The 15,032-nt window shown below is 40.0% G+C and carries 15 protein-coding genes; 3 read left to right on the forward strand and 12 right to left on the reverse strand.

Going from position 1 to position 15,032, the window contains the following annotated elements:
* Positions 1-11 precede the first annotated feature (11 nt).
* The 8 genes from J2X07_RS12090 to J2X07_RS12125 form a co-directional block, all read right to left on the reverse strand.
* Positions 12-1,784, reverse strand: a complete 1,773-nt coding sequence (locus J2X07_RS12090; protein ID WP_310258958.1) for a glycoside hydrolase family 66 protein — start codon at positions 1,782-1,784, stop codon at positions 12-14.
* Positions 1,781-2,623, reverse strand: a complete 843-nt coding sequence (locus tag J2X07_RS12095; RefSeq protein WP_310258959.1) for a carbohydrate ABC transporter permease — start codon at positions 2,621-2,623, stop codon at positions 1,781-1,783. The genes J2X07_RS12090 and J2X07_RS12095 overlap by 4 nt, the downstream gene beginning before the upstream one ends.
* 23 nt (positions 2,624-2,646) lie before the next feature.
* Positions 2,647-3,618 carry a carbohydrate ABC transporter permease gene (locus J2X07_RS12100; protein WP_310258960.1) on the reverse strand — a complete coding sequence of 324 codons (972 nt, stop codon included), beginning with the start codon at positions 3,616-3,618 and terminating at the stop codon, positions 2,647-2,649.
* A 78-nt stretch (positions 3,619-3,696) separates the two neighbouring features.
* Positions 3,697-4,974 (reverse strand): extracellular solute-binding protein, encoded by a 1,278-nt coding sequence (locus J2X07_RS12105; RefSeq protein WP_310258961.1) that lies wholly within the window; start codon positions 4,972-4,974, stop codon positions 3,697-3,699.
* A 177-nt stretch (positions 4,975-5,151) separates the two neighbouring features.
* The gene (locus J2X07_RS12110; RefSeq protein ID WP_310258962.1) at positions 5,152-6,204 is read right to left on the reverse strand and encodes a Gfo/Idh/MocA family protein; all 1,053 of its coding nucleotides are present in this window, start codon (positions 6,202-6,204) and stop codon (positions 5,152-5,154) included.
* Positions 6,201-7,265 (reverse strand): Gfo/Idh/MocA family protein, encoded by a 1,065-nt coding sequence (locus tag J2X07_RS12115; RefSeq protein WP_310258963.1) that lies wholly within the window; start codon positions 7,263-7,265, stop codon positions 6,201-6,203. Before J2X07_RS12115 ends, J2X07_RS12110 begins: the two co-directional genes overlap by 4 nt.
* Positions 7,266-7,383: 118 nt before the next feature.
* Positions 7,384-7,872 carry a GNAT family N-acetyltransferase gene (locus J2X07_RS12120; protein ID WP_310258964.1) on the reverse strand — a complete coding sequence of 163 codons (489 nt, stop codon included), beginning with the start codon at positions 7,870-7,872 and terminating at the stop codon, positions 7,384-7,386.
* A gap of 17 nt (positions 7,873-7,889) precedes the next feature.
* A complete protein-coding gene (locus J2X07_RS12125; RefSeq protein WP_310258965.1) occupies positions 7,890-8,498 on the reverse strand; it encodes an SGNH/GDSL hydrolase family protein in 609 nt (202 codons plus the stop codon).
* 145 nt (positions 8,499-8,643) lie between these two features.
* On the opposite strand from J2X07_RS12125, the gene J2X07_RS12130 reads away from it, so the two are divergent.
* Positions 8,644-9,675 (forward strand): class I SAM-dependent methyltransferase, encoded by a 1,032-nt coding sequence (locus J2X07_RS12130; RefSeq protein ID WP_310258966.1) that lies wholly within the window; start codon positions 8,644-8,646, stop codon positions 9,673-9,675.
* A gap of 17 nt (positions 9,676-9,692) precedes the next feature.
* Positions 9,693-10,733: a hypothetical protein gene (locus J2X07_RS12135; protein WP_310258967.1), complete on the forward strand. Its 1,041-nt coding sequence runs from the start codon at positions 9,693-9,695 to the stop codon at positions 10,731-10,733.
* 423 nt (positions 10,734-11,156) lie between these two features.
* Here J2X07_RS12135 and fabZ read toward each other — a convergent pair whose 3' ends face one another.
* The 4 genes from fabZ to J2X07_RS12155 all read right to left on the reverse strand — a co-directional run bounded on the left by fabZ (position 11,157) and on the right by J2X07_RS12155 (position 13,679).
* Entirely contained in the window at positions 11,157-11,582 is a 426-nt protein-coding gene (gene fabZ, locus J2X07_RS12140) for a 3-hydroxyacyl-ACP dehydratase FabZ (RefSeq protein WP_310258968.1), read from the reverse strand.
* Positions 11,583-11,715: 133 nt separating this feature from the next.
* Complete coding sequence (locus J2X07_RS12145) at positions 11,716-12,009, reverse strand: DNA-directed RNA polymerase subunit beta (protein ID WP_310258969.1); 294 nt, start codon at positions 12,007-12,009, stop codon at positions 11,716-11,718.
* 15 nt (positions 12,010-12,024) lie between these two features.
* Positions 12,025-12,837 (reverse strand): flagellar hook-basal body protein, encoded by an 813-nt coding sequence (locus J2X07_RS12150; RefSeq protein ID WP_310258970.1) that lies wholly within the window; start codon positions 12,835-12,837, stop codon positions 12,025-12,027.
* A gap of 11 nt (positions 12,838-12,848) precedes the next feature.
* Positions 12,849-13,679 carry a flagellar hook-basal body protein gene (locus J2X07_RS12155; protein ID WP_310258971.1) on the reverse strand — a complete coding sequence of 277 codons (831 nt, stop codon included), beginning with the start codon at positions 13,677-13,679 and terminating at the stop codon, positions 12,849-12,851.
* Between the two features lie 212 nt (positions 13,680-13,891).
* Here J2X07_RS12155 and J2X07_RS12160 point away from each other — a divergent pair, with 212 nt between their 5' ends.
* Entirely contained in the window at positions 13,892-14,953 is a 1,062-nt protein-coding gene (locus tag J2X07_RS12160) for a P1 family peptidase (protein WP_310258972.1), read from the forward strand.
* Positions 14,954-15,032 lie beyond the last annotated feature (79 nt).

A 15,032-nucleotide genomic window follows, 5' to 3' on the forward strand; every position in this document is an offset into this window, starting at 1 on the left:
CGTATGGTTTTTTATTTAGCATATTCTATGACAAACATATCCCAATATTTTAGGGATGGTATAGTTACAGTCATTTTATCATTCTTTTGCTTGAAATCTAGTGAAACAGGAGAACCAAAGTATTGGTCTGGAGTGGCAAGCCATACCTTTTCTACTTTTTTAGCCGTGTTTATCTCCAACTCTATTTCCTTCTTTTCTTTCGGCTCCGTTTGCGTACCTTCATTATCCTGCCATTCCATCGTTGAAGCATTTGTGAAATTAATAAGATGGACGATATTTCTATTGCCCTTTTCGTACGCTGAATAATAGATTTCACCTTTATTGAATTCAGGAGATATCTTGTTCGTCTTAGAATTCACCTCTAGGGAAGAAGGCTTTACTTCATCTCGAAGGAAATTTTGATAGCCTGTTAAAAAGTCATAGTACGAGATTAGTTGTTTCTCCAATTTCTTAGTAATTTTTAATTTTTTGTGCGGAAAATATTCTTTTGAAAGCATGTTCTCTCCGAGTTCGAGATGAGATCCTCCCGACGAAAAAATCACCGCATTTGTAAAAAGAATACCTGGTGTGTTAAATTCACCCAAGCTGTCTGATAGGTCATAGTTCATATATGCAGCAAGCACCGTATTTTTTTCAAATGAACTAAAATTGTTATTCTGATCAATAATCTGTTTCAGATGACTGTATTGCGTAAATGGTTTCCACACTTCACTGTATAAAAAATCTACAGGTGCTTTCTTGCTGATGTTTATTTGTCCATATTGATTAACAGCGTTCATGACGAGTGGAACTTTTAATTGTTCCTTTGCTTTATCTAAAAACGACACATACCCTTCTTCCAATGAAGTGATTTCTCCTTCATAGTTCCATCGCATTCCTCTATCGCCCAATTGATCGACATGCCATCCATCAAATGGAAGATCGCTAAACACTTCCTTCTCTTTTTCTATTAAATAAGATTGCCATTCTTTGTTTGCTGGATCTTCCAGCATAATATTACTTGCCCAGGAATCAGGTAATGGGTGGAAATCTTGCGTTTCATGGGCAGAGTCTTGATACAGCCCCCACTCCCGCTTCACACCTTCTTTTTCTGATCCTTCATACGAACCGAATAATAAATTGTAGTTCATCGCCTTCATATTAAATTGGTGGGACAAATCAATATAATTTTTGACGGTCTCATATGAAACAGGTCTGTTCGCGATATCAGTCCATTCCTTTTGTAACGGACTGCCTTCAGGCGGAAGCGGTTGGTGATGTTTGTACTGCCAATCGTAAAATTGAATGCCATTAATATGGTATCGATTCAATCTGTTCATAACTTCTTGTTGTTCTGTTTTGTCCATCGATTCAAAATCGGCTAAGTACCCATAGCGAGGAAATTTGGACCAGTCTTTTGAAACATCAACCGCAATATTTATATGATCCACATATTTTTTATCTTTTTTAAGAAAAACTTCAACCATATAACCTTTTTCATTCTCGGTTGGCGGATTCCACTTCCAAGTGAAGGTTTTCTCTTTATTTAAATTCTTTTTTTCCTCTTTAATAATTTTGTTTCCAAAGCGGTATCGAACCTCCAGCTGTTTTCCTTTTAGTCCTTGTTTGAAGTCCACCTTGAGTTGAACGGTTTCACCTGGTTTGTAAATGGCTTTGTCCGTTTCAATTGATGATAAGTACGATTTGTTATCATTGTTTTCATCCACTTGGACAACTGCACTTTTAGATGAACAGCCTGTAAACACGAAGCATAAGGAGATACAGATCAATAATTTCTTTATCATCCTTTCATACTTCCTTCACTTATACCGCTCTTCACAAATTGCTTCTGAAAGATGATGTACACTAGTACGACCGGAAGAAGTGCGATAATCGAAGCGGCAAAGATCCATGCCCAGTTACTCGCATGCTGTCCTTGAAACATCATGAGTGCAATCGGCAATGTTCGCATGGCTTCATCTTTAATAATCGTAAGCGCAACAAAGTACTCATCCCATGTTCCCGAGAATGAAAAGATTGCCATTGTTCCTAGTGCTGGTTTGGAAAGCGGCAAGTAAATATTCCAAAAGATCCGCCAATTCCCTCCACCATCCATGCGAATAGAATCCTCGAGCTCTTTAGGAATCGTTTCAAAAAAACCTCTAAGAAAGAACGTAGACCCGACTACTCCTCCGCCTATATAAAGCAGCCATAATCCAGCATAAGTGTTCACAAGACCCAGGCTATTAATCACCGTAAATTGCGGAACGATTGCTAAAACGACTGGAATCATCATCGTAAAAAGAAAAACACGAAACAAAAATTCTTTAAATGGAAATTGAAAACGTGCGAATGCATAGGCTGTCATCGCACCTAAAAACAAGCTGCCAATCATGGAAACCCCTGCAATCAATAAACTATTTAAAAAATAGCGGAAAAAGTTATTTTTATCCCATACTGTTTCATAGTTATCCAGATTCGGAGTTACTGAAAAAACCTCACTTGGTCTAGGCAAAGTGTAAGCATTATCTACAAAAGTCGTTAAAATCATATAAATAAAAGGAAGAATGAACACCGCAACACCTACTATTAAGACAGCATAAACGACGCTTTTCCAAAATAAACTTGTCTTTGTTGTATACATATAAGTACCTCCCTTCTAAAAGATTAAAAAAATCGCTGTCGTCCGATTTTTTTCTGCTGTGTCCAAGTGATCAAAAAGATCGTCAGTCCCATCATCACACCTAATGCTGAAGAATAGCCAAATTTAAAATTATTAAAAGCTTCTTTATAAATCATGCTCTGTAATACTTCTGTTTGTCCAATCGGTCCGCCATTCGTAATAAAGTACACCTGAGGAAAGATATTAAATGCTCCTATTACGAGATTGATTAGCACAAAAATTGTGACAGGTCCTAAAAGTGGAATGGTGACGTTTTTGAACAGTTTCAGCCCGTTAGCACCATCAATACTCGCTGCCTCGTATAGCTCTTTCGGAATGCCTTGCAGCGCAGCTAAATAAATCACAATCGTCCATCCAACCGTTTTCCAAATATGGAACGCCCAAATGACAACCATTGCTGTCCATTGATTCTGTAACCAGCTGATTGGTTCATCAATGATACCGAGCTTGTTGTATAAAAGATAATTGATCAATCCATTTTCTCCGTCTGCAAACAAATAACGGAATAAAAAAGCGACTACGATCCAGGAAGTGATGATAGGCAAATAATACAGTGTACGAAATGTGATCTTATATTTAATGAATTGCATGTTGATCAACACAGCAAATACAAGCCCTAATATCCAGTTGATTGGGACTGTTACAACTGTGTTCAACAAAGTGTTCCTTACTGCATACCTAAATTGTTCATCATGAAAAGCTTGCTTGTAATTTTCCAAACCTACAAAAGGACTATCTGCTCCTGGCATGATGTTATAATCCTGAAAGCTCATAATTATTCCTTTAATTAAAGGATAGATGACAAAAACGGCCGCCCCAACCAAACCAATAATGATAAAAGGAAATACCTCTCCCCATTGTTTTAAGCCTTTAGTAAGAGCGCTTTTTTCTTTTCGTCCAGGATTTGGAGTGTGCTGTTTTTTTAGTTGCTGCGTCTCAAGTTTTGGTACTGTCATGGTTCTCCCCCCTCGTTTTATAAATAGATGTAACAAATGCACCCCACACAGTGTGAAGTGCATCTATTGATTGTTATTTTATTTCTTTAGAATGGCTTCTCCTTGCTTAGCAGTGTCATCCAAAGCTTGTTTTGCAGACATTTTTCCGCGAATCGCTTTTTCAATATTTAAGTTGAATACTTGTTCGAATTCAGACCATTGCGGAATCGGAGTACGCGGTAATGCTGTATTCAATTGATCTACATATTCTTTTACAAATGGAACCTTCAAGAACTCAGGATCTTGTGCTGCGTTCTTATTCGTTGGGATCAACCCTGTATCTGCCATTAACTTTTGAGGCTCCTCTGTCAGCATCCATTTTGCGAATGTCCAAGCTTCTTCAGGGTGCTTCGAGTTAGCAAAGATTACTAGATCCTCTCCACCGATTACTGAACGGCTACCTCCAGGTCCTTCAGGAATAAGTCCGCGAACTGTATACTCTAATGGATCTTCCTTTTTCTTTTCTTCATTCATCAGTACGCTGTAGAACCAAGGTCCGTCATCTAGCATCATGTATTCATGCTTCTTAATCCCATCCCATGCTCCTGGCTCTCCTCCAAGGATCGTAGGACTAAGAATCCCGTCTTTTTTCCATTGGATAAGTTGTTCTAATGCTTTTACACTTTCAGGACTATTTACGTAACCATCAATTTTTGTATAATCTTCATTCGTTAACTTTCCGCCTAAACTCCAAAAGTAAGGAAGAACTCCCCATGCATTTGCTCCACCGATTGTGATTCCGCCTTTAGCACCTGCATCCTTCGCTTTTTTAGCAGCTGCCGCAAGTTCTTCCATCGTTTTTGGTACTTCTGTTACACCTGCTTTTTCTAACACTTTCTTGTCGTAAATCGCGACTTTTGTATTCGTATTTACCGGAACACCATAATATTTACCGTCAAACTGGTTCGTAGCTAATGGCCCTTCAAAAACAGAGGACTTGACCTCATCAAAACTTTTTAAACTGCTTACATCCTTTAAAGCTCCCATTTTTGCAAACTCCGGTACCCAGATAATGTCCATTCTCATGAGGTCAGGAGCAGCATTCCCAGATACACCGGCAATGACTTGTTGTTTTAAACCTTCATAAGGCATGCGCGTCAATTTCAATTTTATATTTGGATGTTCTTTTTCAAACAGCGGTTTAATCTTTTCTTTTAAAACCTTTTCTTCTTGATCACTGTAAGTATGCCAATATTCAATTGTTACTTTATCTCCTGAGCTCTTGTCCGTTGAGTTATCAGAAGATGAACAAGCACTAACCAGCAGCAATGCCACAATGGATAATAAGCCTAACAGTTTTGAAAAAAGCTTTTGCATCTTTTACTCCCCCTTTTATTGTTAATTTCATTATGAATAATTTTTGTAATATTTGTAACCGCTTTCATTCCAAGAATGGTGTATTATCTACCAAAACCATCTACTAGTTTTGTTAAACAAATAAAAATGGTGTACGATTTCTCTTTTTAGAGAGAAAATATACACCATCTTGTCCATCTATTTTTCAATTTTGCTGTAAGAAGCTTTTTCGAGAATTTGATCCATTACGACTTGTGTGAGATGACCATCATAAAAATCAGGCTGATCAACAGGAACATATGGTTCTGCTATCCGATCTGCCCATTTCCATATTTCATTTTGTGAAGTAAGGCGCCACGGCCGGAAATTTTCTTCACAGCTGCCTTCTTTTACAATCCACGTGTGTTTCTTTTTCGTATCATTGGTGACATTGAGCGTAATACCAACCTCTGTGGAGAGAAGTTCCATCTTCCCTTTATCACCATAAACGTTGATTTTTATCGTTTGACCGTTGCTTCCTTGATATCGGACCCAGCTTGTCTGGAAACTTGCATGTGCACAGTTTGGAAGTTGTGCTGTAAAAAAAACTGAATCAGGAGCTCTTTCTGTCTCATTCGAATCTTTTTTTATCACTTGAACGGATGCATCTAGTGGATGTATAGTTCCTTCAAATAAAAATTGTGCAAGGTCAATAAGATGCGAGCCTAAATCAGCCAGTACCCCGCCGCGCCCCCCGATCTCTACTTCACCTCTCCAACCTGGTGATGAATGTATACCGTAATCTCCTGTATATTCAAAATCCGCTTCCAATATGGATCCAATTTTGTTCCTGACCAAATAGTCTTTCATTTGTTTTACCGCAGGATTTTCACGATATGTAAAATTTACTGCATGAATGATAGCTGATTTTTGCACACTTTCAACGATTCTCTTTGATTCTTCCATATCCATAGCCAGCGGTTTTTCACATATAACGTGTAATCCTTTCTTCACGGCAGTTAATACGATATCAGCATGTGTGTTGTTAGGGGTAATGATGCAAATACCGTCTAATTCCTCTTGGTCAACCATCTCTTCAAAAGAAGTGTAAGTAGCAGGAATATTATATTTCTCAGCCATTTTTTTCGCATTTTTCCCGTTTTTACTGCATATCGCACTTAGGCTTACAGTCGGATGCATTTGGAGAACAGGCAAATACCACAAATCTGCAAACCAGCTCGCTCCTATGATCCCAACTTTAACACTGCTCATTTAATTGCCTCGCGTTCAGTGAACGTTTTGGCGCTTTCAATGATTTCATGCAGTACTTTTTGATTCTCAAAGCCATCATAAAAATTTGGACAGTCTTCCTGCGAATTTCCTTTTATTAAATCAATAAAGTCTTCTAATTGGTTTCTTCTGTAAGTCACCGGAACTTCTACAGTTGTTTTTTCTCTTGTTTTTTGTTCATGATTAAATTGTATGAGCTTTATCTCATCAGGAAGTTCACACGAAAGCTCCATTGTACCCTCATCACCAAACAGAGTAACTTCCAGAGCGTTTGAAAAACCAACCGCATTACGAGTTGTCATAAACTGACCGACAATATCATGATCAAGCTGGGCAATAAACGCAGAATAATCATCCACATCCACTTCATTAAGCTCAGATGATTGATTGATGGATGCCCTTTCTTTTACAAAAGTCCTGTTTAAACTTTTTACTTGTATAAATTCTCCTGCAAAAAATCGGGCAGCATCTATCATATGGGAACCAAGATCACCGAGAGCACCTGATCCAGAAAGCGCTTCCTTAAAACGCCATGTTAAAGGCGTTCCGGCTGCTGGAATACCCCAGTCTTGCAAATAACGTACGGAGATGTGTCTGAGTTGTCCTATGGTATTTTGGTGCAACAATTTTTTGGCGTATCGAAACGCAGAAACATAACGGTATGAGAATCCCACCATACAAGGAATCGGTTGTTTTTCGTATAAAGTTTTAAGATCTTTGGCTTCTTCAAAGTTCAATGTAAATGGTTTTTCTGTCATGATTGGCTTTTGGTGTTCTATACAGCTGCTGATGATTTTGGCATGCAGATAGTTTGGAACGATCGAAATGACCGCATCCACTTCAGAATCTCTTATTAGTTCCTCGTAATCTTCATATCTTTTATGCGAGGGAATATCTAGTTTATCGCCAATGGTTTGGAGCTGTTCTTTATTTACATCTGAAATAGCACTTACAGAAACGTTCTCTAACTGTGATAATAGGTAAATGTGGTGATTCGCCATGCCACCCAATCCAATTAAACCTATCGAAATATGATTTTTCATCTCATGCATTCCTCCTTTAGTATTACCCCCTCTATACAAGAGAAAGCCAAAAAAACCTTCTCTAATAAACAAGTTTAGTAAAATAGACACTAAAATCGGATGATAAAACGAAAAATAATTATTGTTTTTTGATATCGTAATGCATCACATACTGAGGTCCAGCTGGTCCATGTTTGATCTGACCTCGATCTTCAAAACCTGCTTTTTCATACACTTTCTTTGCTGTTTCATTTTTAAAATTCACCGAAAGAATGAGCTCATTAATTTCAGGAAAGTTTTTTGAAACAAACTCCGGCAGCTGTAGCATTGCTTCCTTCGCATATCCTTTTCCCTGTTCTACTTGATTAATGGAAAGCGCGCGTATCACCATCGCGTTTGTGTTTGATGTATAGTCCCTGATGTTTTCTCCTTCATGCAGCACGAAAAAGCCCACTGCTTTTCCGCTGATGTCTGTGATGACAATGGGATATCGTCCAGGGTCTTCGTTACATTTTCTTAAGGCGTCTACCGGCAGCGCTGTAAATTGTTCTTGTTCGAGAGGCAAATAGAAAGCGAGTAATTCTTCATGATAAGTTTGATCGTAAAATGAAAGTGAGCCATTTTTCATATGTAATCCCCAATTCCTTATAAAATTTCTTTTACTGCTTTTAACCAAGCATTCGCCATAAGTTCGTTGCCTATTACTTTCATATGTACACCGTCTGTTGTTAATGCGGCTTCGGGCTCGTTTTTTAAGTGCGTGATAAAAACCTCATGTGTTGGAACATGAATGGCATCAAACTCCTCGACCAATTTTTGAACGATTTCTACATAAGAAATGAGCATTTGGTTGCCTTTTGACTCAGGGTTTTCTTCGATTATTGTTGGTTCCATGAGGACAATTTGTGCAGATGTATTTGTTTTGAGCTGTGTTAAAAGCTCTCGGTAAACAGCTTCAAACTTTTCTGTGCCTACTTGATTCAAGTCAGGAGAATCCAGCTGTCTCCAAACGTCGTTAACTCCTATTGAGATCGAAACGAGATCTGGTTCAAGATCAATCACATCCCTCTTCCAGCGAAAAGCAAGATCTGTCACGCGATGACCATTTACACCTTTGTTTATGATCTGTATCTCTTTGCCGCTTTTTTCAAGGTGCTCTTTTATCATCCTCACATATCCATTTCCAAGTCTTTCTTGGTCTGCGTTTTTATTAGAAGCTGTAATGCTGTCTCCAATAAAGATAATTTTTTTCATGTGCATGCCTCCATTTTTAGGGGTCTGTCCCGGGGTCAGACCCCCTTCTTATTTGTTTATATTTTATCATGAAGCTATAAATTTAAAGGGTTTTACACTCTTTTTTGGAATTAGTAAGAAAAGATCCTTTTGTAGGAGGAAAAGTATGCTTGAAACAGCTGTTAATCGATCTGTAACGTTTGGCCAAACGGAAATGACCCCTTCTTTTCGTATGGATTTGCGCAAATATAATCAAAAAGAATACGAGAAATTTGTAAAAGTAAATACAGTGAACGATTGGTCCCAGGTTTCTTGGAAAAACATTGGCAAGCCTTACGAGGTAACCAGTTTTTCAAAAGAAAAAACGGAGTGGGAAAAGGAGCATGGTGAAATGCTTCCTGTTCATACGTCATGGACGATGTTTAATAAATCTTTTCACGAGTGGTTCACAAAAGATGTCCCTGCTGAGATGGATGCCAAGAAGCGTGATTTTTTTTACAGTTTAAAAAGCTTTAAGCCTTCAGAGATAAAGGCTGCACTTGGTGATTATGCCAGGATCCATCTTTGGAATTACGCGCACCGCATTCAAGATGGCATTTGGGATCCTCGGGGTAAACGCGCTTTGTTTGAGGGATTGGACGTTCTAAAGCCTCGCATTCTTTTTCTAGGTGCCGCTGAAGGATATGAAGCCATGCAATTGTCGGCCATGTATCCAGGAGGAGAGGTGGTTTTGGTCGATTATGATCCGTTTTGCAGGGATGAACGGTTCGGAGAGTTTCCTGATTCTTATCCATTTTTAGGGCGAAATCCGAGCACTGGCGGGGATAAAGTTTATTATAAAAATGATTTCAACATCTCATATGTAGTCGATGATATTCGGAATCTGCCATTCGGTCACGAGTTTGATATTGTACTGAGTGTCGGCTTGCTCGAGCACTTTCCAGATTCAATGAAAGCGGAAGTCGTCGAGTGGCATCGGAAGTTTTTAAAACCTGGCGGCTATATCGTGATGACGACACCGCGCGCCCAGCTGCGATCCAAGCTGTACTATGAAATCATGGCCGACGTGATGAACCACACGTACCGCGAGCTGATGACACTTGAACAAATGGGTCTGTATTTGTACGAAAACGGTCTGGATATTATGAAGCACGGTTATATAAAAGTGCATAACGGAATCGTGGCAAAAGCGAAGTAAAAAGGCAGGTGATCCCTATGAGAATTGAAACGGCGCGTTCGGCTGCAGCTGAATGGGTGATGAAATTCGCCAGTGATGAGTCTTGGTTTCGTGGTGCTTATTTTAGCGGTTCTACTGTATCAATGCCAGATGATGCTGTACTGCCCGTCGGATCTGATGTAGACGTTGTGATTGTAACAGCACTGGACGATCCGCCTCTGAAACTTGGAAAATTTACTTATCAAGACACTTTAATTGAGGTCACATATCTAGCCTGGAATCAGCTTATGTCTGTTGATGAAGTATTATCATCCTACCATTTAGCAGGAAGCTTTCGCACGGATACTATTATTGCAGATCCTACAGGCCATTTGAGCAAGCTTCTTAAACTCGTATCTCTCCATTTTGCGGAAAAAGTGTGGATTCGCCGCCGATGTGAGGATGCTCGGAATAGGATTGAAAATGGGCTGCGCGGGTTTGATGATTCTTTGCCATGGCATGATCAAGTAACGAACTGGCTGTTCCCTGCTGGGGTAACGACACATGTTCTTTTAGTAGCAGCCCTTCGTAATCCAACTGTACGATTGCGTTATTTAGCCGCACGAGAAGTTTTAACGGAATATGGATATGAGGATGTATATGCGAAGTTGCTGATTTTGTTAGGATGCGCCGATATGAGTGCCGAGTGTGTGATGGAACATTTGTCTGCGCTTGAACGAACTTTTGATGCTGCAGCAGCTGTTGCGAAGACGCCTTTCTTTTTTAGTTCAGATATTACAATGGAAGCACGATCAATCGCTATCGATGGCAGCCGTGAACAAATTCGGAATGGAAACCATCGTGAGGTCGTGTTTTGGATTGTGGCGACATTTGTACGCTGTCATAAAATATTGGCTGTTGACGGAAGTGCTGAACTGCAGCGCGAACTGAATCCTTATTTTGATGCTGTTTTGAGAGACCTTGGCATTACGAGTTCGGATGACTTACTGCGTCGGAGCAAAGAAGTTTTGGAGTTTTTGCCACGATTGTGGGAGACGGCTGAAAGGATTATAGAAGCGAACCCGTTACTAATAAAATAGGAAAAAAATGACCTGAAAACGGCAAAATCCATCATGTTTTCGCCATTGTTATTAACTAATGGTATAAAAAATAAGATAATTAAGGATTTTTACCTGTAATAGTAGATTTCTGCATAGGAAATCTACTATTTTTATTTTTTCAGAGCAAGTGTGAGCAATCTATGAGCGTAAATTGAAATTCTATGAGTAAAATCTCTAATCCTATGAGCAAAAAGGAAATTCTATGAGCAAAAACCCTTTTTTTATGAGCGAATGTGTAACAGCTAAAATAACACGTACCGTAAAACTCCATTAATAACATCAGTACTAAAAAAGGAAAGAGCCAAGCCGTAGTTACGCTTGGCTCTTTCCCTTATTTTGCGCTGAGTGTCCACCCCACAAATACAAAACCGTGGTTTTGTATTTGTCTGGGGTCTGTACCCCCTACTTGCCTAGGGCGAAGGTGATTTCGACTTCGCATGCGACTTGGCCGTCAACTGTTGCGATGCCTTTACCTTTTCCGATTGCTCCACGTACACGCGTCATCTCGACTTCCAAACGAAGCTGGTCTCCAGGAACAACTTGTTTCTTGAAACGGCAGTTGTCGATTCCCGCGAAGAATGCTAGGCGACCACGGTTCTCTTCTTTTTTCAGCATGGCAACTGCACCGACTTGTGCTAATGCTTCAACGATCAGTACACCAGGCATCACAGGATATTCAGGGAAATGTCCGTTAAAGAACTCTTCGTTTGCAGTAACATTTTTAATTCCGACTGCACGCTGCCCTTCATCTACCTCTAGGATGCGGTCAATCAACAAAAATGGGTAGCGATGCGGGATTATCTCTTTAATTTCTTCAATCGTTAACATGGTTCATCCACCTTTCAAAATTTCTTATTGTTGTTTTACTTATATTATAACGTGGTATTGTTACCTGGTACTAATCCAAATCAAAAGAAAAACAATGACGATTACTTATAGCCATTGTTTCCCTATTATATCTTTACACATCTTTTTGTACAAGGTCGACGATATGAGTCCATGTTTCTTTTTCAAACACATTCATCGGTTTGCCGTCGCCAAGAACGCCATAGCCTACCATCGTTCCCACAACAAAACAAACGATAATTCCGCAGATCAATAGCAATAAACGCAGCCAAATCGGGAAGCTTCTTTTTCTTCCGCGGTTGACCAGCTTTTTCTCCTCATCACGCGAAGATTTATCACGCTCTTGATAACGCTGTGTTTTCGGTTTATTTTCTTTTTTATTCATATCTTGCATTTCGTTCGGCATCATATAAACCTACCTCATTTAGCGAAGCCCGTTAACTAACCCCATCATCTGGTCAGCCATTGTAAGAGAACGCGCATTAAATTGATAAGAACGTTGTGTTTGAATCATGTCAGTCATCTCTTTAGAAATATCTACGTTGGATGACTCTAATGCTCCTTGCTGTACAAAGTTTCCTGATCCTGCACCTAATTGCTGAAGAAGCTGATTCAATGGAATACCTTGTGGAGCTTGAAAATTTTGTCCAACAGCAAGCATAAGCTGCGGCCGAACAATATTTACGAGTGAAAGCTGTCCAGATTCAACAACTGTTCCATTATTTAACGTTACCGAAACTTGACCATTTTGTCCAATGGAAATTTTCTGGTTGTCAGCAGGAATCGTAATCGGTCCATTTACACCCATCACCAGGTTGCCTTCAGATGTTACGAGCTCCATTACATTTGGATTGTTCGCAGATGGTGATAAATAAAATGCACCATTTCTCGTGTATTGTGTCCCATCTCCGGTTTGAATTTGAAAAAACATCCCCGGCTCATTCAGCGCGACATCCAGCGTACGGCCCGTTTGCTGCAGTGCCCCTGCGTTTAAACTTACAGAAGTGGAAGAAGCACGTGCACCCGTTCCGAGTCTCGTTCCATTCGGAGTCGTTCGTCCTACTTCGGCATCATTTAGCTGGTTACTTTCAATCTGCTGAACTAGAAGATCGGAAAACTGTACATCGCGGCGTTTATAGCCGTTTGTGTTGCTGTTCGCCATATTATTTGAAATGGTATCGAGCTTTTGCTGAAGCTGTCCCATTGTCACCGCTGCTGAAATCATAGATTGATTCATGATTTATCCCCCTAGCCGATCCGGCCGACTTCGTTTGCTGCTTTTTCCATCGAACGATCATAGGCTTGCAGCACTTTTTGATTTGCTTCAAATGCACGGTATGCCGTCAGCATATCTGTCATCGTAGATTCTACATTAACATTAGAACGCTCCACGAAACCTTGCTGCAGCTGAAACGCCGCTTCAGGATTATCGATGGCGCTTTTTGCTGTTCCACCGTTCAGCTTGAAAAGTCCGTTTCCTTCTTTTACAAGTTTGTTAGGGTTTGCTATTAGAGCAACATCGATCTGACCCGCGATTCTTCCATTATCCAGAACCGTACCATCTTTATTCACTGAAAAATTCTCATTTGTAACGTTAATTCGGTTTCCGTTTTTTCCGAGAACGTAATAGCCTTCTGCTGTAACTAAATCACCGGATGCATCAACGGAAAAATGACCGTTACGAGTAAATCGTTCTTCGCCATTTACGTTTAATCGGAAAAACAATCCGCCAGGGGTCTTTGTTTCAGGATCTAAAGGTACTTGGCTTTGCAAAAGCGCCATATCCGTTTTGATCCCTGTTTCACTAAGGTCACCTTGGAGGAAGTTCGGAGTCGTTTCTTGTACATAGACTCCTGTTCCAAGACCTGCTTGTCCTAGCGAGTAGTTGTTTGGAATCGATCTGCCGTTTAGTTTCGTCTCTCCCATATGCTGCAAAAGCATCGTTGGAAACGTGCGCAGACTGGCGGTGTCTGCTTTATATCCAGGTGTATTGGCATTTGCCATATTGTTCGTTAATATCTCTTGTTTGCGCTGCTGTGCCAGCATGCCGGATGCAGCGTTATAAAAACCTCTTAACACGGAGTATTCCTCCTGTAATTGTAATCTGGACACAAAATGTCTCTTCGTAAATATCGACAGTTTTTTACATTCCTTAATACAATTCTGCGAACAATGGCGAATTCCTTTTTAAAATGAGGAATTTGTACTAAAAGATGTTCTGATAATGCAGGAAGTTGCTCGTGATAAAATGAAAGAATCTTTTACTAAATGAAATTGAGGGTGATTGTTTGATGTTTCATCAAAAACGAATACATGATTATGGAGTGAAAATAGGACGCCTAAAAAAAGGACCCTTAAATGCCATAACGGATGTGGAAGGCGTTACAGTCGGACATGTTACCCTTAGTGATGGAGACATGCAGACAGGGGTTACCGCCATCATTCCCCATTCCGGTAATATTTTCAAAGAAAAATTGATTGCGTCGAGTCATGTAATTAATGGGTTTGGAAAAACGATGGGGACGGTTCAAATGCAGGAGTTAGGTGTGATTGAAACACCCATCATATTAACGAACACATTAAGCATCGGGACAGCCGCCGACGTATTGATCCAATACATGCTCGAACATAATCCTGAGATCGGCCGTTCAACCGGAACCGTAAATCCGATTGTAGGAGAATGCAATGACATGCTGCTGAATGATGTCCGTGCTCAATTCATTAAAAAAGAGCATGTTTTCCAAGCCATTCACAATGCTTCTACTGAATTTTTGGAAGGAAGTGTTGGCGCGGGGACAGGCATGCTTTGTTATTCCTTAAAAGGAGGCATAGGTTCAGCATCTAGACGTATTTCTTTAGCACATGGAGAATATACAGTCGGCGTGCTCGTGTTATCGAACTTTGGTATTTTGAGTGATCTCATGATTAACGGCAGATCGATCGGGCAAGAGCTGAAGGAAGCTCTATTGCGTTCATGGGAAGAAAAAGATAAGGGTTCCATTATTGTCATTATTGCGACTGATCTTCCTGTTTCTGAGCGTCAGTTGAACCGTCTAAATAAAAGAGCTGTTGCGGGATTATCACGAACAGGATCAATCATCACTCATGGCAGTGGCGAAGTTGTGATCAGTTTTTCCACCGCAACAAAAATTCCACATGACAAGCCATCGCACTGTTTAACGATCCCAACCATTCATGAGGAAGATATGGATGAAGTTTTCCGGGCTGTCGTTGAGGCAGTTGAAGAATCTGTGCTAAATTCTTTAGTGACGGCTACTCATGTCATCGGAAGAGATGGGAATGAACGGCCTGCCTTTCAAGATTTGCTAAAGGAATTTGATATTCATTTGTGAGTGTTTGAGACTGCGCGCGAATTTCGAATTTTGTCAGTTCGTGGTTAAATACCATTTAATGTGGAATTAATCAGATTTA

It is taken from the genome of Fictibacillus barbaricus, from assembly GCF_031457135.1.
GTDB lineage: Bacteria > Bacillota > Bacilli > Bacillales > Fictibacillaceae > Fictibacillus > Fictibacillus barbaricus_A.